The organism is Kiloniella laminariae, assembly GCF_027214005.1.
In the GTDB taxonomy this organism is placed as follows: domain Bacteria; phylum Pseudomonadota; class Alphaproteobacteria; order Kiloniellales; family Kiloniellaceae; genus Kiloniella; species Kiloniella laminariae_A.
Window position 1 is genome coordinate 22,141 of the sequence record NZ_JAPWGY010000009.1, and the last position, 26,873, is coordinate 49,013.

Annotated in this window: 24 protein-coding genes and 3 tRNA genes; 6 read left to right on the plus strand and 21 right to left on the minus strand. The window is 50.5% G+C overall.

Features of this window, described 5'->3' with window-relative positions; all coding sequences use genetic code 11:
* Positions 1-266 precede the first annotated feature (266 nt).
* The 3 genes from O4H49_RS17555 to O4H49_RS17565 form a co-directional block, all read right to left on the minus strand.
* Positions 267-1,688, minus strand: a complete 1,422-nt coding sequence (locus O4H49_RS17555) for a DUF502 domain-containing protein (protein WP_269424750.1) — start codon at positions 1,686-1,688, stop codon at positions 267-269.
* A gap of 181 nt (positions 1,689-1,869) precedes the next feature.
* Positions 1,870-1,956 (minus strand) — tRNA-Leu (locus O4H49_RS17560).
* 82 nt (positions 1,957-2,038) lie between these two features.
* Positions 2,039-2,127: transfer RNA gene (locus tag O4H49_RS17565), tRNA-Leu, on the minus strand.
* Positions 2,128-2,609: 482 nt separating this feature from the next.
* Here O4H49_RS17565 and O4H49_RS17570 point away from each other — a divergent pair.
* Positions 2,610-3,107: a TraR/DksA family transcriptional regulator gene (locus O4H49_RS17570; protein WP_269424751.1), complete on the plus strand. Its 498-nt coding sequence runs from the start codon at positions 2,610-2,612 to the stop codon at positions 3,105-3,107.
* Positions 3,108-3,120: 13 nt separating this feature from the next.
* Here the strand turns inward: O4H49_RS17570 and O4H49_RS17575 are convergent, their stop codons facing one another.
* Positions 3,121-3,333, minus strand: a complete 213-nt coding sequence (locus O4H49_RS17575) for a DUF3126 family protein (RefSeq protein ID WP_269424752.1) — start codon at positions 3,331-3,333, stop codon at positions 3,121-3,123.
* A 151-nt stretch (positions 3,334-3,484) separates the two neighbouring features.
* Between O4H49_RS17575 and O4H49_RS17580 the strand changes: the two genes are divergently transcribed.
* The gene (locus O4H49_RS17580; protein WP_020591804.1) at positions 3,485-3,694 is read left to right on the plus strand and encodes a hypothetical protein; all 210 of its coding nucleotides are present in this window, start codon (positions 3,485-3,487) and stop codon (positions 3,692-3,694) included.
* A 56-nt stretch (positions 3,695-3,750) separates the two neighbouring features.
* On the opposite strand, the gene O4H49_RS17585 is transcribed toward O4H49_RS17580, so the two are convergent.
* The 7 genes from O4H49_RS17585 to ssb form a co-directional block, all read right to left on the minus strand.
* Positions 3,751-4,764: a M23 family metallopeptidase gene (locus O4H49_RS17585; RefSeq protein ID WP_269424753.1), complete on the minus strand. Its 1,014-nt coding sequence runs from the start codon at positions 4,762-4,764 to the stop codon at positions 3,751-3,753.
* A gap of 31 nt (positions 4,765-4,795) precedes the next feature.
* Entirely contained in the window at positions 4,796-5,560 is a 765-nt protein-coding gene (locus tag O4H49_RS17590) for a 5'-methylthioadenosine/adenosylhomocysteine nucleosidase (protein WP_269424754.1), read from the minus strand.
* A gap of 181 nt (positions 5,561-5,741) precedes the next feature.
* Positions 5,742-5,817: transfer RNA gene (locus O4H49_RS17595), tRNA-Lys, on the minus strand.
* 151 nt (positions 5,818-5,968) lie between these two features.
* Positions 5,969-6,487, minus strand: a complete 519-nt coding sequence (coaD, locus tag O4H49_RS17600; protein ID WP_269424755.1) for a pantetheine-phosphate adenylyltransferase — start codon at positions 6,485-6,487, stop codon at positions 5,969-5,971.
* 59 nt (positions 6,488-6,546) lie between these two features.
* A complete protein-coding gene (gene gyrA, locus O4H49_RS17605) occupies positions 6,547-9,336 on the minus strand; it encodes a DNA gyrase subunit A (protein ID WP_269424756.1) in 2,790 nt (929 codons plus the stop codon).
* A 313-nt stretch (positions 9,337-9,649) separates the two neighbouring features.
* Positions 9,650-10,102 carry a GNAT family N-acetyltransferase gene (locus tag O4H49_RS17610; RefSeq protein ID WP_269424757.1) on the minus strand — a complete coding sequence of 151 codons (453 nt, stop codon included), beginning with the start codon at positions 10,100-10,102 and terminating at the stop codon, positions 9,650-9,652.
* Between the two features lie 95 nt (positions 10,103-10,197).
* Positions 10,198-10,740 carry a single-stranded DNA-binding protein gene (gene ssb / locus O4H49_RS17615; protein WP_269424758.1) on the minus strand — a complete coding sequence of 181 codons (543 nt, stop codon included), beginning with the start codon at positions 10,738-10,740 and terminating at the stop codon, positions 10,198-10,200.
* Positions 10,741-10,957: 217 nt separating this feature from the next.
* Between ssb and uvrA the strand changes: the two genes are divergently transcribed.
* Positions 10,958-13,798, plus strand: a complete 2,841-nt coding sequence (gene uvrA, locus O4H49_RS17620) for an excinuclease ABC subunit UvrA (RefSeq protein ID WP_269424759.1) — start codon at positions 10,958-10,960, stop codon at positions 13,796-13,798.
* 80 nt (positions 13,799-13,878) lie between these two features.
* On the opposite strand, the gene O4H49_RS17625 is transcribed toward uvrA, so the two are convergent.
* Positions 13,879-15,111 (minus strand): adenylate/guanylate cyclase domain-containing protein, encoded by a 1,233-nt coding sequence (locus O4H49_RS17625; protein ID WP_269424760.1) that lies wholly within the window; start codon positions 15,109-15,111, stop codon positions 13,879-13,881.
* 134 nt (positions 15,112-15,245) lie between these two features.
* Between O4H49_RS17625 and trmFO the strand changes: the two genes are divergently transcribed.
* Positions 15,246-16,607 (plus strand): methylenetetrahydrofolate--tRNA-(uracil(54)-C(5))-methyltransferase (FADH(2)-oxidizing) TrmFO, encoded by a 1,362-nt coding sequence (gene trmFO / locus O4H49_RS17630; protein ID WP_269424761.1) that lies wholly within the window; start codon positions 15,246-15,248, stop codon positions 16,605-16,607.
* Between the two features lie 71 nt (positions 16,608-16,678).
* On the opposite strand, the gene O4H49_RS17635 is transcribed toward trmFO, so the two are convergent.
* From O4H49_RS17635 to yajC, 5 genes are all read right to left on the minus strand, one after another.
* Complete coding sequence (locus tag O4H49_RS17635; protein WP_269424762.1) at positions 16,679-17,551, minus strand: phytoene/squalene synthase family protein; 873 nt, start codon at positions 17,549-17,551, stop codon at positions 16,679-16,681.
* 14 nt (positions 17,552-17,565) lie between these two features.
* Positions 17,566-17,943, minus strand: a complete 378-nt coding sequence (locus O4H49_RS17640) for an Mth938-like domain-containing protein (protein WP_269424763.1) — start codon at positions 17,941-17,943, stop codon at positions 17,566-17,568.
* A gap of 2 nt (positions 17,944-17,945) precedes the next feature.
* Positions 17,946-18,896, minus strand: coding sequence for a protein translocase subunit SecF (gene secF / locus O4H49_RS17645; protein WP_269424764.1), 951 nt, complete (start codon positions 18,894-18,896; stop codon positions 17,946-17,948).
* Positions 18,897-18,911: 15 nt separating this feature from the next.
* Positions 18,912-20,480 carry a protein translocase subunit SecD gene (gene secD, locus O4H49_RS17650; RefSeq protein WP_269424765.1) on the minus strand — a complete coding sequence of 523 codons (1,569 nt, stop codon included), beginning with the start codon at positions 20,478-20,480 and terminating at the stop codon, positions 18,912-18,914.
* Between the two features lie 106 nt (positions 20,481-20,586).
* Positions 20,587-20,961: a preprotein translocase subunit YajC gene (gene yajC, locus O4H49_RS17655; protein ID WP_269424766.1), complete on the minus strand. Its 375-nt coding sequence runs from the start codon at positions 20,959-20,961 to the stop codon at positions 20,587-20,589.
* 233 nt (positions 20,962-21,194) lie between these two features.
* On the opposite strand from yajC, the gene O4H49_RS17660 reads away from it, so the two are divergent.
* Complete coding sequence (locus O4H49_RS17660; RefSeq protein WP_269424767.1) at positions 21,195-22,067, plus strand: ATP-binding protein; 873 nt, start codon at positions 21,195-21,197, stop codon at positions 22,065-22,067.
* A 41-nt stretch (positions 22,068-22,108) separates the two neighbouring features.
* Entirely contained in the window at positions 22,109-22,813 is a 705-nt protein-coding gene (locus O4H49_RS17665) for a DUF255 domain-containing protein (protein ID WP_269424768.1), read from the plus strand.
* Between the two features lie 16 nt (positions 22,814-22,829).
* On the opposite strand, the gene O4H49_RS17670 is transcribed toward O4H49_RS17665, so the two are convergent.
* Genes O4H49_RS17670 through serS form a run of 4 tightly spaced genes read right to left on the minus strand, consistent with a single transcriptional unit; the run spans position 22,830 to position 26,797 of the window.
* Complete coding sequence (locus tag O4H49_RS17670) at positions 22,830-24,053, minus strand: M23 family metallopeptidase (RefSeq protein ID WP_269424769.1); 1,224 nt, start codon at positions 24,051-24,053, stop codon at positions 22,830-22,832.
* A 17-nt stretch (positions 24,054-24,070) separates the two neighbouring features.
* Positions 24,071-24,742 (minus strand): protein-L-isoaspartate(D-aspartate) O-methyltransferase, encoded by a 672-nt coding sequence (locus tag O4H49_RS17675; protein ID WP_269424770.1) that lies wholly within the window; start codon positions 24,740-24,742, stop codon positions 24,071-24,073.
* Entirely contained in the window at positions 24,739-25,527 is a 789-nt protein-coding gene (gene surE, locus O4H49_RS17680) for a 5'/3'-nucleotidase SurE (protein WP_331283773.1), read from the minus strand. Before surE ends, O4H49_RS17675 begins: the two co-directional genes overlap by 4 nt.
* Positions 25,520-26,797 carry a serine--tRNA ligase gene (gene serS / locus O4H49_RS17685; protein WP_269424772.1) on the minus strand — a complete coding sequence of 426 codons (1,278 nt, stop codon included), beginning with the start codon at positions 26,795-26,797 and terminating at the stop codon, positions 25,520-25,522. Before serS ends, surE begins: the two co-directional genes overlap by 8 nt.
* Between the last annotated feature and the right edge of the window lie 76 nt (positions 26,798-26,873).

Sequence of the window (26,873 nt, forward strand, 5' to 3'; positions counted from 1 at the left end):
AATCAGGTCAAAAATATCGACCTGATTGCTGAAATCAGGAGCGTTGTTCTGGTCCGCTAAAACAGAAAAAACTCTGGTGCCCCGCAGGATACCAGAGTGCAAAGAATATCAGTTGCTGTGATACTGTACCAAACGGGAAATCCTCTGACATGACCTCAGAGCGAAAACGCATTAACGCAAGGACAATCTATTCCACTTGCCCCTGCGCATAACTTGCTCCTGCTCATCCGACAACAGCACTTCCCCTTCACGGGATCTCGTCAGACTCAGGAAGCAACTTTTCTGATATCATCAGGCTTTTGACTTTTCATGCCCTTGCCGGGTTTTCCTGAAGCAGAGACCTGTTGCCCTTCTTTTTTCCTGCGATCTTCAGGGGTGACAATACCACCAGAGACAACCATCTTGATTCCTTCTTCAACTGTCATGGTCAAAGACTTGGTCTTGCCACGCGGCACAAAAAGAAGAAAACCGGACGTCGGGTTCGGTGTTGTCGGAAGGAAGACATTGATCGACTCGTCTTCTGAAATATCGCGGATTTGTGGATGAGAGTCCCCTGTATAGAAACCAAGAGCCCATGAACCGGGGCGAGGATATTCTATCAACACAACCTCGCGAAAGGCATTTGAATGTTTCTGGAAAATGGTTTCAATGATCTGCTTGATCGCCCCATAGAGCGTCCGGATTACCGGCATCTGGTCCAGCATCCGCTCACTGATTCGCAAAAGAGTCTTGCCGACGATTCCAGCCGTCAAAAATCCAATCAGGGTCAAACCAAGAAAAATAAAGAAAAGACCAAATCCCGGTACGGCAAAAGAAACATAAGTCTCTGGGTTCCACTGCGCAGGAATATAGGGCCGGACCCAGCTGTCAATCAGCACAACAATTTCCCAGGCAAGCCAGAACGTCAGGCCAATTGGTGCCGTCACCAGCATGCCTGCGAAAAAATAGTTACGCAATCGCATCAATAAACCGGGGCGGTGACCATGGGTTTCTTCTGTTGCTGGTTTCGCTTCCTTGTTTTCTGCACTCATTTTCTTGATATCAGAGGGTGTCAGAATACCGCCGGAAATAACCAGCTTGATCCCCTCTTCAACTGTCATATCCAGATGATGGACATCCTGCTCGGGTATAAACAGCAGAAAACCTGTCGTCGGGTTCGGCGTTGCCGGGACAAACACATTGATCACAGATTCTTCGGTAACGCCTTGAACCTCACCTTTGGTTCTGCCGGTAATAAACCCTACAGCCCACGAACCTTTACAAGGATATTCCACCAGGACCACTTCCCGAAACGCCCCGGATTTTTGAGAGAGAACCGTCTCGAAGACCTGCTTGGTCCAGCTGTAGATGCTGCGCACCACAGGCAACCGCTTGACCAGGTTTTCACTGACCATCATCAAAAGGCGGCCGATGTAACCAGCCGTTAAAAAACCGATCAGCGTAAGCCCGACGACAATAACCAGCAATCCCAGCCCGGGGACACCAAAAGGCAGATAACTTTCAGGATTCCATTGTGAAGGTATGTAAGGCGTCACCTGACGATCAACAAAGGTGATCGCCTTCCAGGCAAGCCAGAGAGTGATGGTAACAGGGGCTGTAATCAGAACTCCCGCAAGAAGATAGTTACTAAGCCGCTGCGCCACAGACAGTTTCAGCTTTTTTTTGGCCTTCCGGCCTTTATCTTTCATCTATCGAGATTCCGTTATAAACAGACGACCCTACGCACCCGGAACTAAACCGACACGTCATTTCGTAAAGATTGATGTAATGCTTGTTATTTTCAAGGGAAGAATGCGCATATTTATGATGATATCCCGCCTGGGATGAATATGCACCCTGCTATTATTCTTATATCATCCTTCTGTGGGATGGTGCGGCAAAGAGGACTTGAACCTCCACTCCCTTGCGAGAACTAGCACCTGAAGCTAGCGCGTCTACCAATTCCGCCATTGCCGCATTTTCCAATGCACCCACAGGCTTGTCTGTTTGGGGTCACCAACCAGACGCCGTCACATCAACCTACATCTAAGAAGTAAGTTGGTGCGGTCGAGAGGACTTGAACCTCCACCCCGAATTAACAGGACAGCGACCTCAACGCTGCGTGTCTACCAATTCCACCACGACCGCTCCGTGATGAAAGGGTATATATAGGGGTGAAATTGTTGCGTCAATAGATTCTCTTAGCAGAGTTAAAATTATTCTTCGCAAACAATAACTCCCTTGATCAATCTATAAAATATCGCGAAAGCACAGGGGGTTGATTAATGAAGAAAGCGTTTGATCTGCCGACATGGCTTTAAGCTTTCGCCCCCGCTGCAGGTCAGGATTTTTCTTATTGTTCACGTTTGGGTCTAGTAACCCTGTTTTCGGGTTATTCCAAACACGTTCACAGCCCCGACACGCTAATCACAAAAACATCACAACTCATCCAGCACAGAATTTGGTAAAAGGAGTTCAACGCTTCGGAGTGAGACACAGGCTATGCCATATTAATCCATGGCAACCCCCATTCGGCCGTCCCCCTGTCATACTCCGGAGCGTTTCTCTTGAAGATATCGTTTATGGCATTTCTTTGATATGCTGCCCTCTCAGCGAGAGGGAATTACCGCATGAACGATATGCCAATCGGGATTGACCTGGAAAAAATCATTCAGCGACTCAAAAGCCGGGAAATAGAAATCAATCAACTCCGACTTTCATCAAGCGAAGCACGGGATGTTGTCGAGCTTGACCAGACGCGCGTCGGACGGCTGTCAAGAATGGACGCGTTACAATCACAGGAAATGTCGCTGGAATCAGAGCGCAGAAGACAAGCCGAACTTGAAAGGATTACCGCGACCCTTGCCCGACTTGAAAGCGGCCAATTCGGTTATTGCCTGAAATGTGACGAGGAAATTCAGCTCAAACGGCTGGAACTCGACCCGACGACAACCCTGTGCGTTGCCTGTGCCAGTGCAGCCCCAAAAGGTCAGTTAAGACAGCACGCCAGTCGGAATCAAAGCCGACAAGGCAATCAAAACAACCCCAATTTCCCTGCCAAAGACCTCAAAAAGAACAGCATACCTCTTCTCAGGTCCCGGCAAAGATATTTAACCAACGACATTTGATTCGAGCAAAAAATCAGGCTGGAAGGTCGTCAGCAAGAATGGCCATATTGAAAGAGTAAGAAAGCTCACCCTCTTCATCATCGCGATAGATCACACCAATGAACTCGCCACCCAGTGTAACTTCAACGGAATCGGCCTTGCTGGTTTTACGATCCAGACCAAGAGACTCATTCCCAAAAACTTTGCGGAGGTATTTTTCTACACTGGCAATTTCGTTGCTGTTCACGTTATTCACTCTCTGACATTAATGTTGTTTGGCCCTGATTAAAGGATGATCTTCTGCTCTGAAAGTATTTTCTTACAAAACTATCTTTAAAACAGAATACAACGCCCCACATATTAATTGATATTTAACCAGGCTGTGTCAGGATGCCATTATGAACATAAATGCACCATCATTCCAGAGTACAGTTCGCTTTTCCGAACCAGCCGCAGCAATAACAACTGCTCAGGAAGATGCTGCCCGCCGGAACTCACAAGCTGCCGTCGAGACAAAACGGCCCGTTGAAAATGCCGACCCTTCAAACGAAGCACGCAAATTCAAGGCAGATGAGAACCGGGGACAGAATCTGGATATTCAGGTTTAAGCGAATATGGTCTTTGCCCAAGCACCTGTAGGCACAGGTGCTTTTCTGCGCCTGGTTTAAAACAAATCTACCCTTCGGCTGTCCGCGAAAATCGTTTGCCAGTTTCCCTCGACCAGCCGTTCCAGCCGCACCTCCCCCAGATACTGTCCCGACGACCATCCCTCTTGCGGTTTTTTCAAACCCAAATACCTGAAATAGGAAGCTTGACTTTTGGTCAGAACCGTCTGATCAACCCTTCTTTTCCCGGAGGGATCAGTAATGCTCAAGGTTAGGCGATCGGCAGGGTGAACACCCCAGGCTTCCATCCAGTAAAACATACGTTCCGTTTCTTTTTGCAAGGAAATCCGCTCTCTTTCCTCTGACAACGGAAGCCTTCTGACGACAGGGGCTGAGGAGGAGAACCCTGTCTCGACCAATCCTGTTTCGCGGTAAGCCAAACTCAATCTTGCCTCTGGACTCCACAAGCCTGCGGGTTTGCTTTCAGGGCTACAATCTTTCGGCTGAACACCGGTAAATGGATCATAAAACTGTGCATTGCGGGTGACATGAAAATGGAGATGGGCAAATTCCGTATTGCCACTCAGGCCAACCAGTCCAAGTTTGTCTCCCGCCTTGACCTGCTGGCCAACTGTTACGGTAATTGAGCCTGGACGCAGATGGGCATAGAGCGTTTCCCAGCCTCCACCATGTCGAAGCACAACAGCATTGCCGGCTTCACGGCCGGAAGGTATCTTTTTGGGATCCTCCAGAAAAAGCCCCTCGTCCTCCCCCTCACGAAGACGTATAACCTCGCCATCACCTGCAGCCTTCACGACAACACCCTTGCGATAGGCGGCATAGTCGATCACCCGAAAATCTGTCCCTTTATGACGTGGGTAACTTAAAGTTCCGCAGGTGTAATCCCGATATCCAGCTCCGGGCGAGACATCCATGTAATTCTGGATAATGCAGTGCTGTGGAATGTGACACGCTATTGGCAGATCCAGCTTGAAAGCTCCCTCACCTGCAACGGCTGCGCCCTGAAAACAAAGCAGCCCCCCAAAGGCTCCAAGCAAAAATTTCCAGGGCACAGGTCCGAAAAGCGGCTTCAAGACAAAACTTTCAGATCAGGGAAATAATACGGCGCAAGACCAATGCGGCTCCACCCGCCGTTTCCTCAAGGAACTGCATGAAATCAATTGTACTCTCTTCTCCGGCCAGATCACTCAGAGAACGTACAATCAGACAGGGCACCCTGTAACGTTCGGCCACCTGGGCAATAGCAGCGCCTTCCATTTCAACGGCAAGTCCACCCAAAACCGCACACAATCTGTCTCTGGCTGTCGTACAGCCAATGAATTGATCTCCGGTCAGGATCACCCCAGAAGTTATTACCGGTGTTCTGGCAAGTCCTCCAGCGGCGGCGGCAGATATTTCCGGCAACTCAAAATCAACTAATGCCGTCATAACCCTTTCGATCAATGCCGGGGCCACGTCATACCCAAGCGTCGAGGTTGGCAGGTGGATCGGGAGATGTCCTGGCTGATAGGTTGTGAGTTGCTCATCAACAACCATGCCATAATCATGCTGGATCAACTTGCTGCCGATCACGACATCTCCTACGCCCAGCCCTTGGTCCAGACCGCCAGCAACACCTGAAAACAGGATTGCCCTGCAGTTAAAATGCTCCATCAACAGAGTTGTCACAACGGCGGCATTAACCTTGCCCATGCCTGCCTCGACCAGAACCGTTTCAACACCTTCCAGCTTGCCGATCAAAAATGAAAAACCAGCAACAGATTTCTCGGAACCAAGCTGAAAAGCTTGCCCAAAATGCTGAATTTCGTTCGGAATTGCACATATCAGACCAAGAGGCTGCCCAGCCATAACTATTCACTCCAGAGTACTGTATATATTCAGACCAGACGGCCCCAAAGGCAGTAAAGTGCAAAAAAACACTCATGCCAAGCCCTGTCAGAAACAGAATAAAGGAACGAACAAGAAGAAGAAGGCGGAAAACAAAACCCCGCAACAAGTGCGGGGTGTTTTGAACAGGCCGGAAAGAGAATGGTGGGCCCGACAGGATTCGAACCTGTGACCTGCCGATTAAAAGTCGGACGCTCTACCAGCTGAGCTACGGGCCCCGTCTTCTCTCGCTCCCGACATCAAACTGTAATGCGGTAAGCGAGGCGGAAGATAGAACCCCTTATTGATTCGGTCAACCGCCTTTTTCTCCAAGTGGGTAAAAAAACGAAAATATATTATTTGAAAAGGACTTAGCAGTAGAAAAGCAGGTTAGATTTTCTTGTCACGCATCAGCTTGAATTTTTTCTCAAGCTTTATTTTTGTCTCCGGGCTAACAAAAGAGGCGATGTCCCCGCCCAAATATCCAATTTCCTTTACAAAACGAGAGGAAATGAACTGTTGTTTTTCTGAGGCCATCAGAAAAACAGTCTCGATTTCAGCATCCAAGCGAGCGTTCATCCCCGTCATCTGAAACTCGTACTCAAAATCAGAAACCGCCCTCAGTCCACGAATAATAACACTGGCACCAACCTCGCGGGCAAAATGCACCAGCAGATTATCAAAGGGAAGGACTTCGATCTCATGCCCCTGTTCACGCAGGGGAGCGGTATCATGCAAAACCATATCAACCCGCTCCTGCGTGTTGAACAAGGGACCTTTGCGATCGTTTTTTGCAACAGCAATCACCAGCTTATCCAACACACGGCAGCCCCGGGTGATTATATCGATATGCCCTTTGGTGATCGGATCAAATGTTCCCGGATACAGCCCGACGTGTTTTGTCGTCATGGTTTCAGACCTTTTCTTCGAACAAAAGGCGGGGATGTCTCCCCGCCTTTGCTCTTGGATTATTCCTGTTCTGGACGATCACCTGCAGTTTCCAGGCTTTCTGTCCCGTTTTCACCTTCAGCAGTCAGATCGGTTTCGGATTCAACCTCATCCTCCTCACCATCATCTGCCAGACGTGAAACCGAGACAATTTTCTCATCCGAAGCCACATCAAACAGTTTGACACCACGGGTAGACCGCCCGGCAATCCGCACGTCATGCACAGGACAGCGGATCAGTTTCCCGGCATCGGTCACCAACATAATGTGATCGGTCTGGTCAATCGGGAACACCCCGATGACCTCGGTTGTCCGATCGCCAGCGCGGCTCAGATCAAGGTTCCCAATACCTTTACCGCCGCGGCTGGTCACGCGATACTCATATGATGAGGATCGCTTGCCTAGACCATCCTGGGAAATCGAGAGAATAAACTGTTCGTCAGCTTCCATGGCATCAAGCACTTCCTGGGACAAACTTGTCTCCAGAGCTGTCGGATCAAAATCGCCCTCGTCTGCATTGTCGCTTCTGCGCTTGGCACTGGCGTAACGCATGTACTGATCACGGGTTTCTGAATCCGCATCCATGTGATTGATGATCGCCATGGAAATGACTTTATCGCCTTCAGCCAGAGATATACCGCGAACCCCCGTGGACGTACGGCCAGAGAAGACACGTACCGCAGAAACAGCGAAACGGATGCACTTGCCCCGAGCCGTCGCCAACATGATATCTTCATGCTCGGTACAGGTCCGCACGCCAATAAGATGACTGTCGTCTTCCAGCTTCATGGCAATTTTGCCGTTCGACATCACATGGGTGAAATCAGACAGCTTGTTGCGACGGATACCACCGGTCGAGGTGGCAAACATCACATACATATCCGACCATGTTTCCTCGTCTTCCGGCAAAGGCATCATCGTGGATATTGTCTCGCCTTCCTTAAGCGGCAGAAGGTTGATCAGCGCCTTGCCCCGTGAAGTCGGTGTCCCCGGTGGCAGGCGATAGACTTTCATCTTGTAGACCATGCCAAAGGAAGAGAAGAACAATACAGGTGTATGGGTATTACAGACAAAGATCTGGGAAACAAAATCTTCATCTCTTGTTGCCATACCTGAACGTCCCTTGCCGCCACGGCGCTGGGCACGATAGGTACTCAAAGGAACACGTTTGATGTACCCGCCATGACTGACCGTCACGACCATCTCTTCACGCTGGATCAGATCTTCATCATCATAGCCAAACACGCCGTCGAGGATTTCAGTACGCCTTGGTGTCGCGTACTTGGTTTTCATCTCGACCAGTTCTTCGCGCAAGATTCCCATAAGCTTCTCTCTCGAAGCCAGGATCTCGAGGTAATAACGGATCTGGGCGGCAATCTCGCCCAATTCGCCAGCAATCTTGTCTCTCTCAAGGCCTGTCAGCCTCTGCAGGCGCAGCTCAAGAATGGCCCGGGCCTGGACTTCCGAAAGATAATAGTTTCCGTTTTCATCAACAGAACGACCGGGCTCGTCAATCAGCTTGATCAGCGTTTCAACATCCCGTGCCGGCCAGGCTTTTTCCATCAGCTGTTCACGGGCGATCACAGGATCAGAAGCAGCCCTGATAAGCCGGATGATTTCGTCAATATTGGCAACAGCAATAGCCAGACCGACCAGAACATGAGCCCTGTCACGCGCTTTACCCAGTTCATAGATGGTCCGTCGGGTAATAACTTCTTCGCGGAATGCGACAAAGGCTGAAATGATCGATTTGAGATCCAGCAACTCGGGGCGACCAGAGTTTAGCGCCAGCATATTCGCACCAAACGAAGTCTGCAGCGGCGAGAAACGATACAGCTGGTTCAGAACGACTTCCGGTTCCACATCCCGACGCAACTCAATCACCACACGCACACCCTGGCGATCACTCTCGTCACGAATATCGGTAATACCATCAATGGTTTTATCGCGAACAATTTCGGCAATTTTCTCAAGCATGCGGGCCTTGTTGACCTGGTAAGGCACCTCGGTCACCACAACGGCCATCTTGTCCTTGCGCACTTCTTGAATCTCGGCCCTGCCGCGCATGACAATCGAGCCACGTCCGGTATGGTAGGCATCACGGATCGTCGTACGTCCCAGAATGATACCACCCGTCGGGAAATCCGGCCCGGTGATGATCTGGTTCAGTTCATCAATCGAGATTTCGGGATCATCCACATAGGCACAACAGCCATCCAGCACTTCTCCCAGATTGTGCGGAGGAATGTTGGTTGCCATCCCCACAGCAATCCCGCCCGCACCATTGACCAGCAGGTTGGGATAACGGGCAGGCAGAACTGTCGGCTCTTTGGTCGATTCGTCATAGTTGTCCTGAAAATCAACCGTGTCACGGTCAATATCTTCAAGCAGAGCTTCACTGGCGACCCGCTGTAGGCGGGCTTCAGTATAACGCATGGCCGCAGGAGGATCACCATCCATGGAGCCAAAGTTACCCTGACCATCAATCAGAGGCAGGCGCATGGAGAAATCCTGCGCCATACGAACCATCGCATCATAAATCGCGCTATCGCCGTGTGGGTGGTATTGCCCCATCACATCCCCGACTACACGGGCAGATTTACGATAGGCGCGGTTCCAGTCATAGCCGGATTCCTTCATCGCATAGAGAATGCGACGATGGACGGGCTTCAAACCATCCCGGACGTCAGGAAGCGCACGCGATACGATCACGCTCATGGCGTAATCGAGATAAGAGCGCTTCATTTCATCTTCAATTGTTACCGGAAAGATATCCTGGTGATCGGACGGTGAATCAATATTCGAGGCCACGTAATTATCCCGTTTCCGTTAAACAGAAATGCACTAAAAAAACGTCGAGAGCAGAACGCTTCGGCGCACAGATTTTCAGGCATAGATTATTGCACCGAAAATGTAGCAAATTCATCCCCGCCTCACAACAAAATGTACGGAAAAAACCGCCGAAAACTAACGCTCTATCAATTTGATATACAATAATTTTTTCAAGAAGAAATCCGGATCGGAAAATAGCCAAATTCGAATCGGCCTGTTCCCTCCTTTTGCTGCTGGAAACAACCGGTACACGCGCCTCATCCCCATTACGTTCTGGCGATAATTTTCGCCTCTACAGATCCAGGACCATATCAACGTGCGGGATACCGGCATCGTCATAGGGAACATCAGAAACCAGGTGATACCCAAGTGACTGGTAAAATCCGACCAGGTGTTCCTGGGCTGAGAGCTCAATCCGGAATGCCTTGTCTTGCAGGGATATAAATGCCCAGGCCTTTTCCATCATCTGTCGGGCAAGCCCCCTTCCCCGTACTTCCCTTGCAACAGCAACCCGTCCGATCTGGTATCTCCCCGTCTGATCCGGAACTTGAAGAATACGGCTCACAGCAATGATCTTCTCTCCCTCGGAAACAAGTACATGCCAGGCCTCTATGTCGCGACCATCGATATCCTGAAACAAAGACTGCTGTTCAATCACAAAGACATCAGCACGCAGATGCAAAAGGCCATACAGCTGATCTTTGGAGAGCTCGGGATAGGACAAGAGATCAATTTGCAAAGTCATGTTCGTCAGCCACAGGATCGGGGAAAACAAGGCTACAAAACAGAAAACGGCCCGTAAAGGCCGTTTTCTTGAAACAATGTAATGTACGGAATGAATCAGAACGGGATTTCATCATCCAGATCATCAGCCGACATGCCGCTTCCGCCAGAGCTGGCGCCCCCACCCTGGGACGGGGAAGAAGCCCCACCACCAAAGCCGCCGCCATATCCGCCACCGCCAAAGTTGCTGTCACTATCCCCGCCATAACCACCACCAGCGGAATCGCCCATACCACCCTGGCCGTCATTTCGGCCATCAAGCATGGTCAGTTCGCCACGGAAGTTCTGCAAAACAATCTCGGTGGTGTATTTCTCAACACCTGATGGATCAGTCCATTTGCGGGTTTGCAGCTGTCCTTCGAGATAAACCTTTGATCCCTTGCGCAGAAATTTTTCAGCAACATCAACAAGCCGATCATTAAAGATAACCACACGGTGCCATTCGGTTTTATCCCGGCGCTCGCCTGAGGTACGATCTTTCCAGCTTTCAGAAGTCGCAATGTTCAAATTAGCCACACGCTGTCCGGATTGCATGGAACGGATCTCAGGATCTCGACCCAGATTACCAATCAGGATTACCTTGTTAACACTACCAGCCATGGCTCGTTTCCTCGTCTTGTAGAGAATCTGTAAATCAATTCTGAAACCCTATCAGTCGGGTTGATCAGAGCCAACGCCTAATAGGGGATCAATCACTTTTCTGCAAGTGAAGTGATCACAGGCAGGAAAAAGGATGCATTTTGTTCACTGTTCGTCCATATATAACGCAAATGAGAACATTTGCAAAACATCGGCACCAAAAGATACAGGTAGAAAAATGAGTTTGATACAGGAATCCCGTACGATTTCAGTTCGTGGGGCCAGAGAACATAACCTGAAAAACATCTCGGTAGATTTACCCCGCAATCAGCTCGTTGTGATTACTGGCCTCAGCGGATCAGGCAAATCATCCCTCGCTTTTGACACGATCTATGCTGAAGGCCAGCGCCGCTATGTCGAATCCCTTTCGGCCTATGCACGCCAGTTTCTTGAGCTGATGCAAAAACCTGACGTCGATTCTATCGAGGGTTTGTCTCCGGCAATTTCAATCGAGCAGAAAACCACGTCCAAAAATCCTCGCTCTACTGTCGGCACCGTAACCGAGATTTACGACTATCTGCGTCTGCTTTTTGCCCGTGTCGGCGTGCCCTATTCCCCCGCAACCGGCCTGCCGATCCAGAGCCAATCTGTCAGTCAGATGGTCGACAAGGTAATGGAAATGCCCGAAGGCACCAGGCTATATCTGCTTGCGCCCATTGTCCGTGGACGGAAGGGGGAATACCGCAAAGAATTGGCTGATCTTCAGAAAAAAGGTTTTCAGAGGGTCAAGGTCGACGGTGAGCTCTATGAAATTGCCGAGGTTCCTGCCCTCGATAAAAAGAAAAAACATGACATTGAAATTGTCGTTGATCGTGTGGTCGTCCGCGATGACATCCAGACCCGCCTGGCTGACAGTTTTGAAACCGCATTGAATCTCGCCGATGGAATTGCCTTTACCGAAGATGCCAAATCAGGCGAAAGAACCATTTTTTCTGCCCGTTACGCCTGTCCTGTTTCCGGCTTTACCATTGATGAAATCGAACCGCGACTGTTCTCGTTCAACAATCCCTTTGGTGCCTGCCCGACCTGTGATGGTCTGGGGCTTACCCTGTTTTTCTCTCCGGATCTCATCATTCCTGATCAGCGGGTTACTCTAAAGAAAGGCGCAATACTTCCCTGGGCCAACTCGACATCAAAATATTATCTCCAGACCCTCAAGAGTTTGGCAGAACACTATAACTTCCCACTGGATGTCCCCTGGAATGAGCTTTCCATAGAAACCCAGACCCTGCTGTTGAACGGATCTGGCAAGGAAAGTATTGCCATGACCTATACAGATGGCAACAGAAGCTATCAGACGAAAAAGCCCTTTGAAGGCATCATTCCCAATATGGAGCGACGGTTCAGGGAAACCGACAGTGACTGGGTGCGCGAAGAGCTTTCAAAATATCAGTCCAAACAACCCTGTACCAGCTGTGGTGGCCACCGTCTGAAACCGGAAGCCCTTGCCGTAAAAATAGCAGATCGTCACGTGGGCGAAATCGCCAGCCTGTCTATCGCCGAGGCAGAGAAATGGTTCCGCAGCATTCCAGCGGCGTTATCAACAAAAGAAAACGAAATTGCTGTTCGTATTCTCAAGGAAACAAACGAACGTCTTTATTTTCTGGTCAATGTTGGCCTGGATTATCTCACACTCTCGCGCTCATCCGCGACTTTATCCGGTGGTGAAAGCCAGCGCATTCGCCTCGCATCGCAAATTGGTTCCGGCCTGACCGGTGTGCTTTATGTGCTGGATGAGCCCTCAATTGGCCTGCACCAACGGGACAACGCCAGACTTTTGGAAACCCTGCGCCGCTTGCGTGACCTGGGAAACACTGTTGTTGTTGTCGAGCATGATGAAGATGCAATCCGTACAGCTGACTATCTTGTCGATATGGGACCAAGAGCCGGTACGCATGGCGGTCAGGTTGTTGCCTGCGGATCTCCCGAAGATGTCATGGCGAACAAGGAAAGTCTCACCGCCAAGTATCTGACGGGCGAACTGTCGATAGCCCTTCCGGAGGAACGCCGCAAAGGTCACAAGGGACAGTCAATAAAGGTACTCAACGCCAATGGAAACAACCTCAAGAACGTTTCTATCGAGGTACCGCTGGGAACCTTCACCTGCATCACCGGTGTATCGGGAAGCGGCAAGTCGACATTGATCCTGGAAACTCTCTACAAGGCCGTTTCACGACGTTTGCACAACGCCAAGGGACAACCGGGCAACCATGAATCTATAGAAGGTCTGGAGTTCATAGACAAAGTGATCGATATCGACCAGTCCCCGATTGGCAGGACTCCAAGATCCAACCCGGCGACCTACACAGGGGCCTTCTCGCCGATCCGCGACTGGTTCACCGGTCTGCCAGAAGCAAAAACCCGAGGTTATAAACCCGGGCGCTTTTCCTTCAACGTCAAGGGTGGTCGGTGTGAATCCTGTCAGGGTGATGGCCTGATCAAAATTGAAATGCACTTCCTGCCCGATGTCTATGTTGAATGTGACGTCTGCAAGGGCAAACGCTACAACCGCGAAACCCTTGAAATTCATTTCAAGGGTAAAAGCATTGCCGACGTACTGGCCATGACAGTTGATGAAGGTTGCGAGTTTTTCAAGGCTGTCCCGTCAATACGTAACAAGCTGGAAACCCTGCAACGGGTTGGTCTTGGCTATGTCCAGGTAGGCCAGGCGGCCACCACCCTTTCCGGAGGCGAAGCACAGCGGGTCAAGCTCGCTAAAGAGCTTTCGAGACGCGCAACAGGGAAAACACTTTATATCCTCGATGAACCGACAACAGGACTACATTTTGATGATGTTAAGAAACTGCTGGAAGTCCTGCAGACCCTGGTCGATCAGGGGAATACCATTCTCTGTATCGAACACAATCTGGAAGTCATCAAAGTTGCTGACTGGGTGATCGACATGGGACCCGAAGGTGGCGACAAGGGAGGCAAGGTTGTTGCCAAGGGCACACCGGAAGACGTTGCTAAAACCAAAGGAAGCTATACAGGTGAATATCTAAAGGCTTATCTGGAATAGCCAGGATCAAGTGAAAAAAAGCGTCAGCGAGAGCAGATCTCCCTGACGCTTTTTTTATTCAGCTTCACATAGACTGGCCACTAGTCCGCGAGACAGAAAACCTCACGCTTTGCTTCAATTCCCCTGAGGCTGTGTTTGCCGATGGTCTCACAGGCATGCCCGACAATTTCAGCGAACTCCTTACTCACAAGAATCTGTTTTCCCAGTTTCTTGGTCAGGTCTTCAAGGCGCGCGACCTCGTTCACTGCAGGTCCTACAGTGGTAAACTGCAGGCGGTCCGGTAACCCGATATTTCCAAACATCACAGTACCAACATGGAGCCCGAGACCAAAAGAAACCTCGCACTTGCCATTTTCGCAGGCACAGGTATTCAGCGTTTGAATACGTTTAACGGCATCATGCGCTGCCTTCACAGCCATCTCGCAGGTTTCCTGTTGGGTTTTGTCTTCGGTAAAGGGAAAGATTCCCAACACAGCATCGCCGATCAATAACAGGACATCCCCCCCGCTATCGATAATCGCCCCGGCCGTGCTTTCAAAATAGCCGTTCAGGATATCCAGATAGATTTCCTCTGGCATGGTATCAGCCATCGAAGTTGAATTCCGCAGATCACTATACCAGATGACCGCATTGATCTTGTCACCATCACCACGTTTTATCTGCCCTGTCAGCACCCGTTCGCCAGCATTACGACCAAGGTAGGTGGTCGAAATGTTCTGGGCAATTTGGGATTTGATAATAACCTTGCAGGCCACGGCCAGCCTGTTCTGGACCCGGATAAGGGATTTAATGTCACGATCACTGAACCCTGCCTTGATATCACAGGCCCAGGTCCCCAGAATTCCACGCGCTTCCGTATCTCCTGGTGCCGCTTCCTCAAAGGGAATTGCATAACAAAAAAGATCTGTGTAACCGTCATCACGCAGATCCTGCATCAGTTTGAAATCATGCAGGGCGCCCTCACCGCAAAGTCGACGGCGTAACAGCGCGATATCTTTACTCAGCATGAAATAGAAGGGACTGCGACGCCACTCCTCATCAAGGGAAGAATCGTGGGTATGACCAACTGTTTTGACCCCGTTCCCCAGCTCCCAGGTCAGGCCCATAGCTCGATAGAGCGGGTGGAGCGTACGGAAAGCAATGTAACCTCTGGCAATCGGTAGCCCGGCAGAGCGCAACCTCAGGCAACAGCCTTCAAACAGTTCCTCAATCGTTGTCCCGCGCAAAGCCTGGGCCATAACCCAGTCAACAACAGACCCGATCAGGCTATCATCTTCGTTGCTGCGACCGATGCGATCCTCAATGCGTTGCATCCTGTAATGTGCTCCTGGTTTTATGATATATTTTTCTGGAAATTCTTTTTTGAATACAGAAAAACATATAAGTGCAATCTTCGTGATTAGTAGATATAACACGAAAAATTTTATCAGAACATGCGAGAGAACGAATGAGCAACAGCGATCTAAAACCAATCCACGTTATCGGGGGCGGAATGGCTGGATCAGAAGCAACCTGGCAAATTGCCCAGGCTGGTGTTCCGGTTATTCTCCATGAAATGCGCCCGGTACAGAAAACCGATGCTCATCAAGGTGAGGGGCTGGCCGAGCTGGTCTGTTCCAACTCGTTTCGTTCAGACGATTACGAGAACAATGCTGTAGGCCTTCTGCATGAAGAAATGCGCCGGATGGACTCGCTGATCATGCTGGCTGCCTCACTGCATATGGTTCCTGCTGGCGGGGCACTCGCCGTTGACCGAAACGATTTTTCCGACGAGGTAACCCGACGGCTGGAATCTCATCCGCTTGTAACGATTATACGCGAAGAGATCACCGAACTTCCCCCGGAAGACTGGGACTCAGTGATCATTGCCACTGGCCCCCTCACCTCGGAGAGCATGAGCCAGATTATCGCCAGCATTACCGGAGAAGAATATCTCGCTTTCTTCGATGCGATAGCGCCAATCGTTTACAAGGAATCCATCAATTTTGACAAGGCCTGGTTCCAGTCCCGCTATGACAAGGTTGGGCCGGGCGGAGATGGGGCAGATTACATCAACTGCCCTTTGAACAGAGAGCAGTATGAAACCTTCATTGAAGCCCTGATCACCAGCGAAAAAACCGACTTCAAGGAATGGGAAGAAAATACTCCCTATTTTGAAGGCTGCCTGCCGATCGAGGTCATGGCAAGCCGTGGTGTCGAGACCCTGCGTTTCGGGCCGATGAAACCGGTCGGCCTGACAAACCCTCACAGCGACGAAGAACCCTATGCCGTTGTCCAGCTCCGTCAGGACAACAAGCTTGGCACGATTTACAACATCGTCGGCTTCCAGACCAAAATGAAATATGCCGCACAGGTCGAGATTTTCAGAGCCATCCCCGGACTGGAAGAAGCTGAATTTGCCCGCCTCGGTGGCTTGCACAGAAATACCTTTTTGAAGTCTCCGCAGTTACTTGACAGTTCTCTACGCATGAAGCCCCAGCCCCGTTTGCGTTTTGCCGGACAGATCACCGGCGTTGAAGGCTATGTTGAATCAGCCTCGATGGGGCTTATGGCTGGTCGATTTGCTGCTGCTGAACGCCTGGGAAAAGAATTGCCTGCGCCACCGATTACGACAGCACATGGCGCCTTGATCAATCACGTGACTGGAGGGGCTGATGCCAAAACCTTCCAGCCTATGAATGTGAACTTTGGTATCTTCCCCAACCTGCCGAAAGCCCCGGGTAAAAAACCAAAGAAAAAAGACCGCAAACCTCTCTATTCAAAACGGGCATTGGAAGATTTGCAGGCCTGGCTTGAAGCAAACAAGTAACAGAACGCAACAAGAGCTAAACCGGATTTCCTCCGGTTTAGCTCTGAGACACAGCCCTTAACAGAAGCGCCTTAATAGCTGCCGACAAAATTGGCCCACATCAGACGCCAGGACGCTGAAGGCTTAGCCCCCTGAAGGGCAGGATCAAAGGGATCATATCCCCTGCTTTCCAAACGCTTCAGATACTGATCGGCAAGAATCCCCACCATCAATACAGGTCGGACAGAAGCAGGAAGGGACGACCGTTCCGCCCGTGCCTGCCTTAAACTTTCCCGGATGTCTTTGGCCAGATCTTCACAAAGACCACAGAGCTCCGGTGAACTCTCCAGTTCAAACAACCTTCCTGTCGAAATCCCTGATGACGCGACCAGATCTTTCGGGAGGTAGAGACGTTTTCGTTGGGCATGAAAAGGGATCGCCCTGATCAGCCCCAACAATCCCCAGGCCATTCCCATATGAGACCCGGCCTTCAAGATGGCATCCCGGCGATCAGTTTTTTCGCCAGCCAGGGAAATTTCACAAGAAACCTCACAGGCTACTTCAAACAAAGCTGCCGAGGTATCGCGTAGATATTGCAACAGCTGGGCTTTACTTGCTGGGCCTTCATCCTCGAGATCAACTTCACGCGCATCAATCAGACGGTCGAAAGCCTCACGCGACAGCGAGAATTGCTCGATCACTCTGGCGAGCGCAAGAACCACTTCATGATTGCGAGGTGTTCCCGCGTAGATACCATCTAGAGATTCCCGCCACCACTGCAGGCGTATCATACCCGTCAAGGGTTCACTGACGACCTCTGCCGTTTTGGCAATTTCATAGTTGAAAGCGTAAAGGGCGAACAGACCTTCCCGACAAAATTCAGGGGCAAAAAGTGAAGTCAGATAACGATCATAATCGTGCTTTTTGACTTCACTTCCGCAATAGGAGAGGCCTGAGCTGTTCATAATCGGGACACAACTCAGGAAATAGCGATCAGGGCAGCAGCAACCTTGCGGCCCTCTGACAGTAATACGTTGTAGGTCCGGCAAGCAGCACCCGTCGCCATGGCTTCGATTACCAGTCCCTTGTCCCTGAGCCTCTGTCGGAAAGCAGGAGAAAGAAACTCCACCTTGCCACCACAACCAACCAGAAGCACCTCAATTTCTCCGGCCAGTTCGACAAAGCTGTCAAAGCTCTCTTCTGTTAGCTCCGAAAAATCCGAAACCTGCCATTTCCGAGTTTTCTCAGGCATCACAAATACAGAACCATCATGATACTGACCGTTAATCTGAAAGCGGCCATCCCCATATTTTTCGATGATCTGAGAGCCTTCCGGGATTTGCAGGGACACTTCCATATCTAGTTCTCGATCAACTCGGCAGTTTCTTCTCCGTTCCCTTCTTCCTCTTCCGGCACAGGAGACCGAACACCGGTGGTAAAGAGCAACGGAACCGCAATTGCGATAGAAGAATAGGTCCCGATCACAATTCCCCAGATCAGCCCGAGACTGAGTCCGCGAATAACCTCGCCCCCGAAAAGGAACAGGGCAATCAACGCCAGCAACGTTGTAAAGGAAGTCAAGATCGTCCGGGACAAGGTCACATTGATCGACATGTTGAGCACGTCGTAAACTTCCCAGGACTTAAAGCGGCGCAATTCATCCCGCACCCGGTCAAAGACCACCACGGTATCGTTAATAGAGTACCCTGCAATCATCAGAATTGCTGCCAATGTCGCAAGATTGAATTCAAACTGGGTAACAGCGAAAAAACCAATCGTCGCGATAACATCATGTGTCAGAGCCAATAGCGCCGCGACAGAGAATTGCCACTCGTATCTGAGCCAGATGTAGATTGCGATCCCCAGCAATGCAAAAACGGTTGCATAGATCCCGTCTTTCATCAATTCACTGCCGACTTTTGGTCCCACAAATTCAACCCTGCGATATTCAGCAACTTCAGCACCAAGAGCTGATTTAACAAGCTCAATTGCCGCCATTTGTTCTTTTTCTTCGCCGTCCTGCTTCTGAATATTAATCAGCACATCTGTCGGTGAGCCGAACTCCTGCAGGCTGACTTCCCCTAGGCCCAGGGCGCCCATTCTGCTCCGCAATGAAGAAAGATCTGCTGGTGCAGTCGTCCGGATTTCGATCAGAATTCCGCCACGGAAGTCTACGCCGAAGTTCAAACCCCGCGTAACAGCCAGAACGACAGACATGACAAGCAACAGAATAGAAAACGCCATAAAGATCTTGCGGCGCCCCATAAAGTCGATTTTGAGTTCCGCTGGCAGCATTTTGATTAACGCCATAACTCGAATTCCCTATCAGATGCCAAGGGTCTGCGGCCGACGACGGCGCAACCAGGTTACAATTAACAAACGGGTGACCATGATCGCAGTAAACATCGAGGTGATAATCCCGATGATCAGGGTCACGGCAAATCCCTTGATCGGACCGGAGCCAAACTGGAACAAGATAACCGCTGCTATCAATGTCGTGATATTGGAATCCAGGATGGTACTCATCGCCCGCTTGTAGCCGGCCTCCACTGCCATCACAGGCCCGCGCCCATTTCGGATTTCTTCGCGGATACGCTCGAAAATCAGAACATTGGCGTCAACCGCCATCCCAATGGTCAGAACGATCCCGGCAATACCGGGCAAGGTCAGGGTTGCCTGGAACAACGAGAGAACAGCAACAATCAAAACCAGGTTGGCAATCAGGGCAACATTGGCCATCAGGCCAAAGAAACCATAGGCCAGAGCCATAAAGCCCACGACAAGGACCATACCGATTACACTGGCAATTTTCCCGGCGTTAACAGAGTCCTCTCCCAGACCAGCACCGATCGTCCGTTCTTCAAGAATAACCAGAGGTGCGGGCAGAGCCCCTGCGCGAAGGAGCACAGCCAGTTCTTCCGCCGATTGTGTGGTGAAATTTCCGGAAATAATTCCACTTCCGGTCAGGATCGGTGAGCGAATGACGGGGGCCGAGATTACCTTACCATCCAGAACAATGGCGAAAGGTTTATTGACATTGTCTTGGGTAACCCGCGCAAATCTCTGGGCACCAGAACTGTCAAATGTAAAGGAAATAACAGGCTGCCCATCCTGAAAAGTGGACTGTGCATCAACAAGGTTCTCACCACTGACCATGATCCGCTTGTTGATCACATAGCGGCGGGGTTGCCCGTTTGCCTGTTCATCAAGAGACAGCATGATCTGAGAACCAACCGGAGCACTATTGCTATAGGGGTCAGCATTCTGGTCAACAAGATGGAAGGTCAGTTTGGCTGTTTTACCAATCAGAACCTTGATTTCTTCTGGATCAGTAACCCCTGGCACCTGGATCAGGATCCGGTTTTCACCCTGCCGCTGCAGGCTGATTTCCTTGGTGCCGGTTTCATCCAGACGGCGGCGCAACACTTCGATTGACTGGTTAACCACCGAAATTCGGCGCTGTTGCCTGACCTGATCATTGTAGACAACAGAAAAAGTCCCATCACTGCTGGTTACCAGAAGACCACCATCAATCTGGGCAATCATCGAACGTACCCGCGACACCATTTCATCCGTGGTATCTCGAAGGGTAAAGCTTGCGCCCCCTTCCTGTACGCCAAGGTTCTGATAGCCAATGCTGGCGGAACGCAGGATTGACCTGATGTTCTCGACCAGATCTGTCATCTGCTCTTTTTCAACAGCTTCCAGATCAACTTCCAGCAGCATGTATGATCCGCCGCGGAGATCCAGCCCCAGATTGATTTGGTCTGAAGCTAACCAGGAAGGGAAAGCTTCAACTGTTTGTTCCTTGAAGACATTCGGCAGGGCATAATACAAGCCCAGAACGAGAACACCGACTATCGCGAAAACTTGCCACTTGGGAAACTGAACCATAAATCGGCCCGCAATTATCTGTTAAAAAAGGGAACGCCTGCCCGGGTATATAGTCACCAGAGCAGGCTAATATCACCCCCGAGATATAAAATCCTGGGAAGAAACGTTATTCAGACGTCTTTTTGTCGTCTTTTTTGGAATCGTTAGACGCTTTATCAGCAGGTTCGGTCCGGCTGAGTACGTTGGCGATTGTGCTTTGAATAACAGTGATTCTTACATTTTCAGCAATATCGATCTGAACTTCGCCGCCTTCTTTAACCTTGGCAACTGTTCCGATAATACCGCCAGCAGTAATCACCTTATCACCCCGACGGATCGCGTCGATCATGGCACGCTGCTGTTTCATCTTTTTGCTCTGAGGGCGGATAATCAGAAAATAGAACACCGCAAAAATCAGAATAAGAGGAAGAAAGGTCTGCAACAAATCGCCAGTTGCACCAGCGCCACCAGCGGCCTGTGCATAAGCAGTGGAAATCAACATCAATCCCTCCAGGATATCAAACTAGGAATCGGTTGCCAGGCAACCCTTCACGGAAAATTACCCGCGGACTATAACCGTCTCGCCCGGAAATGCAAACGAACAGCAAAATCAGGCCAGGATCAGTTCTTAAATAGCATGATCGTGGAATTGACGCCTGCTGGTCCCGGCGGTAGGGTTCCAGACTTTCTTACCAGACTTTATTGATGGTATCTGTTTCCTTGTGGAGTTAGACAATGATTGAATCTCAACCTCTTCTGCCCGTATTGTCCCGGATTGCAGAAGCGCTGGAGCGTCTTGCTCCCCCCGTGGTTTCTCAATCAGATCTCTCCGCAGCCGATGCTTTCGTCTGGCAAACCAAACCGGAAAAACTCGAACCCGTTGAAGAAGTCAACCGCATCGAGTTTGATCTTCTGAAAGGGATCGATCGCCAGCGAGAGTCGCTTCTGTCAAATACACTGCGGTTTGTTCAAGGATTTCCCGCGAATAACGCCCTTCTCTGGGGAGCAAGAGGCACCGGAAAGAGTTCAATCGTCAAGGCTGTTCATGACAAGGTGAACGAGTTGGCTGAAACCGAGAACTTCCCCCGGCTTGCCCTGGTGGAAATTCACCGGGAAGATATCCCTTCTCTGCCAGCTTTACTGAAAATTCTGAAAAATTCCGGCCGCCCCTGCATTCTTTTCTGCGACGATCTGAGCTTTGATACCCAGGATGACAGCTACAAGTCTCTCAAGGCTGTTCTTGAAGGTGGGATTGAGGGACGCCCGGCCAATGTGATTTTCTATGCCACTTCCAACCGCCGTCATCTCATGGCAAGGGACATGATCGAGAACGAGCGTTCCTCGGCGATCCATACCTCGGAAGCAACCGAAGAAAACGTCAGCCTCTCTGATCGCTTTGGTCTCTGGCTCGGCTTTCATAATTGCGATCAGGATACCTATTTTGCCATGATCGAAAGCTATACAAAACGCTATGGCATCAAGATATCACAAGAAAAATTACGGGCTGAAGCCAAGGAATGGTCAGTTACCCGTGGCTCTCGATCCGGCAGAGTTGCCTGGCAATTTATTCAGGATCTTGCGGGGCGAATGAGCGTCAGAATATCATAGAAAAACTATTCTTTCCCTACAAACAAGGCCTTGGCAAAAAGATGACTACTTCCAGAATTCCTCATTGTTTGCTCTATATCTTCCTTTTCTCGGCATTCAGTATAGAGTTTTGGAAAGATCAAAACCAAGCAATCGCTGCTGATATAAAGAATTCCAAGCCCCAGATTTCCACATTCCCTGAAAAATTGGATATAACATGCCGTAACGGACGGGCAAAACTCTACGACCAATGCGGGGATCAGTATCTCTTGTTCCAAAGCGCGCTAGAGAAAGCGAGAGAGGAAAGAAAAGTTCTACTGATCTCCTATGGAGCAGAATGGTGTATATGGTGTCACGTCTTTGACAAATATATCCATGGTGAGCGTTCATTCTTCAAATATACTTTTGGCTCTCCTGAAGATCCGGATACAGAGATAACAGCAATACTTCTGGAACGTCCTCAGAGAGATGTGGCTGCTGAAGCAGCCGCGTTAAACGCTTACGTTGCAGATTCGTTCGTCGTGTTGAATCTTGAAGGTGACTTTGCCCCGAATGGAGATAAAGTCCTTAATCAAACAGGAGCAGATCAATATTTTGACGATGCAATCCCATTTATTTTTACAGTAAACTCTGAAGGACGTTTTGCCGCCAACCTTGATCCAATTCAGGTGGAAACAAGACGAGATCCTCCTCAGGATGTTTATCGAGGATATGACCGAGAAAAATTAATTATCGAACTTTCGAAGCTATACAAAGCGGCTCAATAAATAATATATGGCGTTATCAATTAACCACAAGTTTTTCGGGATTAACGGCTTCAGAACCTTTACGAATCTCAAAATGCAACTGTGGTTGGGAAACATTGCCGGTGCTGCCAACTCTGGCAATTTCCTGTCCTCTGGAAACCTTTTGACCACGTCCCACCAGAAGCTGATCAGCATGGGCATAGGCGGTAACCCAGCCACCTGAATGTTTGATCAACAGCATCTGGCCAAAGCCTTTCAGCTCACTGCCGGCATAGACAACCACCCCGTTCTCTGCGGCCATGACTGGAGTGCCTTTTTGCGCAGAAATATTGATCCCGTCATTATGTATCCCCCCCTCTTTCGGACCAAAACCTGAAATCACTTTGCCTTTGACGGGTAAGAGAAAAGTACTTGCAGAACGCGGGGGTGGTTGCGGTATCGGACCAGTCTGGTTTTGAATCCGGGGTTGGGCAGGAGCAGGTTGAACGGCAGCGGTCTGCGGTGTTGTCGTCGCGGTTGTATTGGCTCCTGGTTGCGCAGCAGGCAACGAAAGCCGCTGCCCGACCAGCAGGGCATAGGGAGGTTGTATCTGGTTTAAGCGCACCAGTTCTGTGGTATCAACGCCGTATTTACGCGACACACTGTAAAGTGTATCCCCTGCGACAACAACGTGGTCGTTGCTGACAGGTAAACGCATGACCTGACCAACCTTGAGAATGTAGGGCGCCGAAAGATCATTCAACAGGATCAGTTCTCTGATAGAGACCCCTTTGGTACGCGATATGGAATAGACGGTGTCCCCGCGAGCCACACGGTATTCTCCTGTGGTCAGGGCTTGATACCGGTTCTCCTCCGCATTCACCTGGTCATCCTGCTCTGAGGAGGGAGAAACAGTCTGCTGGCTGGCAGTATCCAGACCTTGCTGACTTCGGCGTGGATTTCTTCTGGGGTATGGAATATTGCTTGGTAACAAGGCCGGAATAACACTCCCGGCAACAGTACCTTCTACCGGCACGCTTTGAGGCTGATAGGGTTCAGGGGCAATCAGGTTCTGCGTGCTTGTGGAGGGGCGCGGTGGGGGCGTCGGCTTCCGTTTGGGCAGTGTCGGAGGATAGGCGTAAATAGTATCAGTCCGGACTTTTGGAGCAGGAGGATTGGACAGATTGGGGAAAGAAGAAGGAACAAGGCCGCAACCTGCAAGAGCGACTGACAAGAAGAAAACCGATAACTGTACCGGAATGGGAACACTTTTCTTAGACATAATAACGTACGGCCAGCCTATCCCCGTTTGGACAATGCACTGGCCCCCCCGTTTTCTCGTGGCATCCCATGTACAAGAGGAACAAAACGTACTCCCCCCAATGTTTCCTGCTCATACCCCGTTTCAGTGCGCGTAATTCTCAACAGTTCCTGATGATTGCCCTGCGCCCCGAGCGGTAAGACCAAAATACCACCAATTGCCAATTGCTCAAGTAGAGCTGGTGGAATTTCTGGGGGGGCAGCTGTGACAATAATACGTTCAAACGGCGCCTGCTCTTTCCAACCCTTGTAACCATCGCCGAACTTTGTGGTCACATTATGAAGCCGCAAGGTGGCAAAGCGTTCTTCAGCCTCATCCAATAGTTCCTTGTGGCGCTCTATGGTATAAACACGACGGCAGAGCCGTGAAAGAATAGAAGCCTGATATCCCGACCCCGTGCCGACTTCCAGCACCTTCATCCGTTTGCTCAGGGTCAACGCCTGCGTCATCATTGCAACCACGCGTGGTTGGCTCAGGGTCTGTCCGCGTCCGATCGGCAGGGCCATATTCTCATAGGCCTGATCCTGAAAAGGTCCCGGAACAAAAACCTCGCGCGGGACACGCTCAATGGCAGAGAGAACGCCGGTATCAGAAATCCCTCCTTTGCGCAGCTCCATAATCAGCCGTATTTTCCGGGCATGTAAACTCATGAAAACAGCCCGTCCATTCTCGACAACACGGCATGATCGGTCAGATCATACTTCAAGGGGGTAACCGTAATATAATTTTCAGCAATAGACGTCAGATCGGCATTGGGGACCGAAGTGTGATGGCTGACGAACTGCCCCACCCAAAGATAGGGGCGCCCTCCCGGGTCCTTGCCTTCGACAACTGTCGTCCCCTCGTCGCGGTGCCCCTGTCGGCAAACCCTGATCCCCTGAACCTTTTCCGGGGGAATGCCAGGAAAATTCACATTGAAAAGCAAATTTCCCGGTTCGGTCCATCTGGCCAGTTTTTGAATGATTTCAGGTCCAAACTTTCGAACAGTGTCCCAATGAAACCGGCCTTCACTTTCCTCATCGGGCCGCAGACTGAAGGCGACAGAGCGCACCCCGAGAATTGCCCCCTCCATAGCCGCTGCAACCGTACCGGAATAGATGACATCCTCTCCCAGATTCGCCCCGATATTCACACCGGAAAGAACAAGGTCAGGCTGCTTATCCTGCATCAGATACTTGATCGCCATCAGCACACAGTCTGTTGGCGTACCATCAATACTGTATCGTTGATCACCGAGCTTGCGTTCACGTAACGGGCGCCGCAACGTCAGGGAATGGCTGGCAGCGCTCTGCTCCACTTCCGGTGCAACAACCCAGACATTATCAGATAAAGTTCGCGCAATTTCTTCCAGAACAGCCAGACCTTCCGCATGTATGCCGTCGTCATTTGACAACAGCATACACGCTCTGGAAAGATCATCGGCCACTTTAAGCATCCGGGCGAATAATGTCAGTGCCGCCCATATAGGGTTTCAACACTTCGGGAACCACGATGGAGCCATCTTCCTGCTGATAGTTTTCCATCACCGCAATCAGGCAACGTCCAACTGCAACGCCTGAACCATTAAGCGTATGAACAAACTCCGGTTTTTTCCCTTCAGCAGGACGGAAACGGCCATTCATACGCCGGGCCTGAAAATCCCCACAGGTCGAACAGCTTGAAATTTCGCGATAGGCATCCTGACCGGGAAGCCAGACTTCAATGTCATAGGTCTTGCGAGCACCAAAGCCCATATCGCCGGTACAAAGCGTGACAACACGATAATGCAGACCCAGTTTGTCCAACACATCTTCCGCACAGCCGACCATACGCTCAAGTTCGGCATCGGATTTTTCGGGATGGACAATCGAGACCATCTCGACCTTATCAAACTGATGCTGGCGCAACATGCCACGGGTATCCCGACCCGCAGATCCTGCTTCCGAACGGAAACAGGGAGTCAAGGCTGTCATCCGTTTCGGCAGGTCACTTTCGTTCAAAATTTCCCCGGCAACTGTATTGGTCAGCGGCACTTCTGCTGTCGGGATCAACCAGAAACCATCTTCAGTCCGAAAGGAATCCTCGGCAAACTTGGGCAACTGTCCCGTACCGTACATTACATGATCGCGCACCAGAACAGGTGGGATGACTTCGGTGTAACCGTGTTCGTCTATATGAAGATCCAGCATGAACTGGGACAGCGCACGGTAGAGCCGTGCCACACTGCCGCGCAGCAAAACAAACCGTGCTCCGGACAGTTTGGCCGCCGTCTCGAAATCCATCTGTTCTAACTGCTCACCCAGTTCGAAGTGCTGTTTGGCAGCAAAGGAAAGTGACGGCTTGTTCCCACCCAGGCGAACCAGAACATTGTCCGCTTCATCCTTGCCAACAGGAACGTCATCTTTCGGACGGTTCGGAATGCTGGCAAGAATCTCCTGGATCTGTGCTGCCAGCTCGTTATCCGCTGCTTCGCGTTCCGCCATCCCCGCTTTGATTGTCGCGACTTCAGCCATCAGATCATCTGCGGCTTCACCGTTGCGTTTGGCCACACCTATCAGCTTGGATGCCTCATTCCGCCGGGCCTGCAAGTCCTGCAATTCAGACTGGACCGCCCTGTGCTGTTTATCCAGCTCCAGTATTTTGGCAGAAAGGGGCTCCAGATTTCGGCGTCCCAGCCCTTCATCAAGAAGCTCAGGCGTATCACGGATCCATTTTAGATCATACATAGGTATCTCTGTCCTTATATCAGTAGAGACATATCAGTAGAGACAAAGTTCGGCTCACGTTTGTTACAGTCTACAT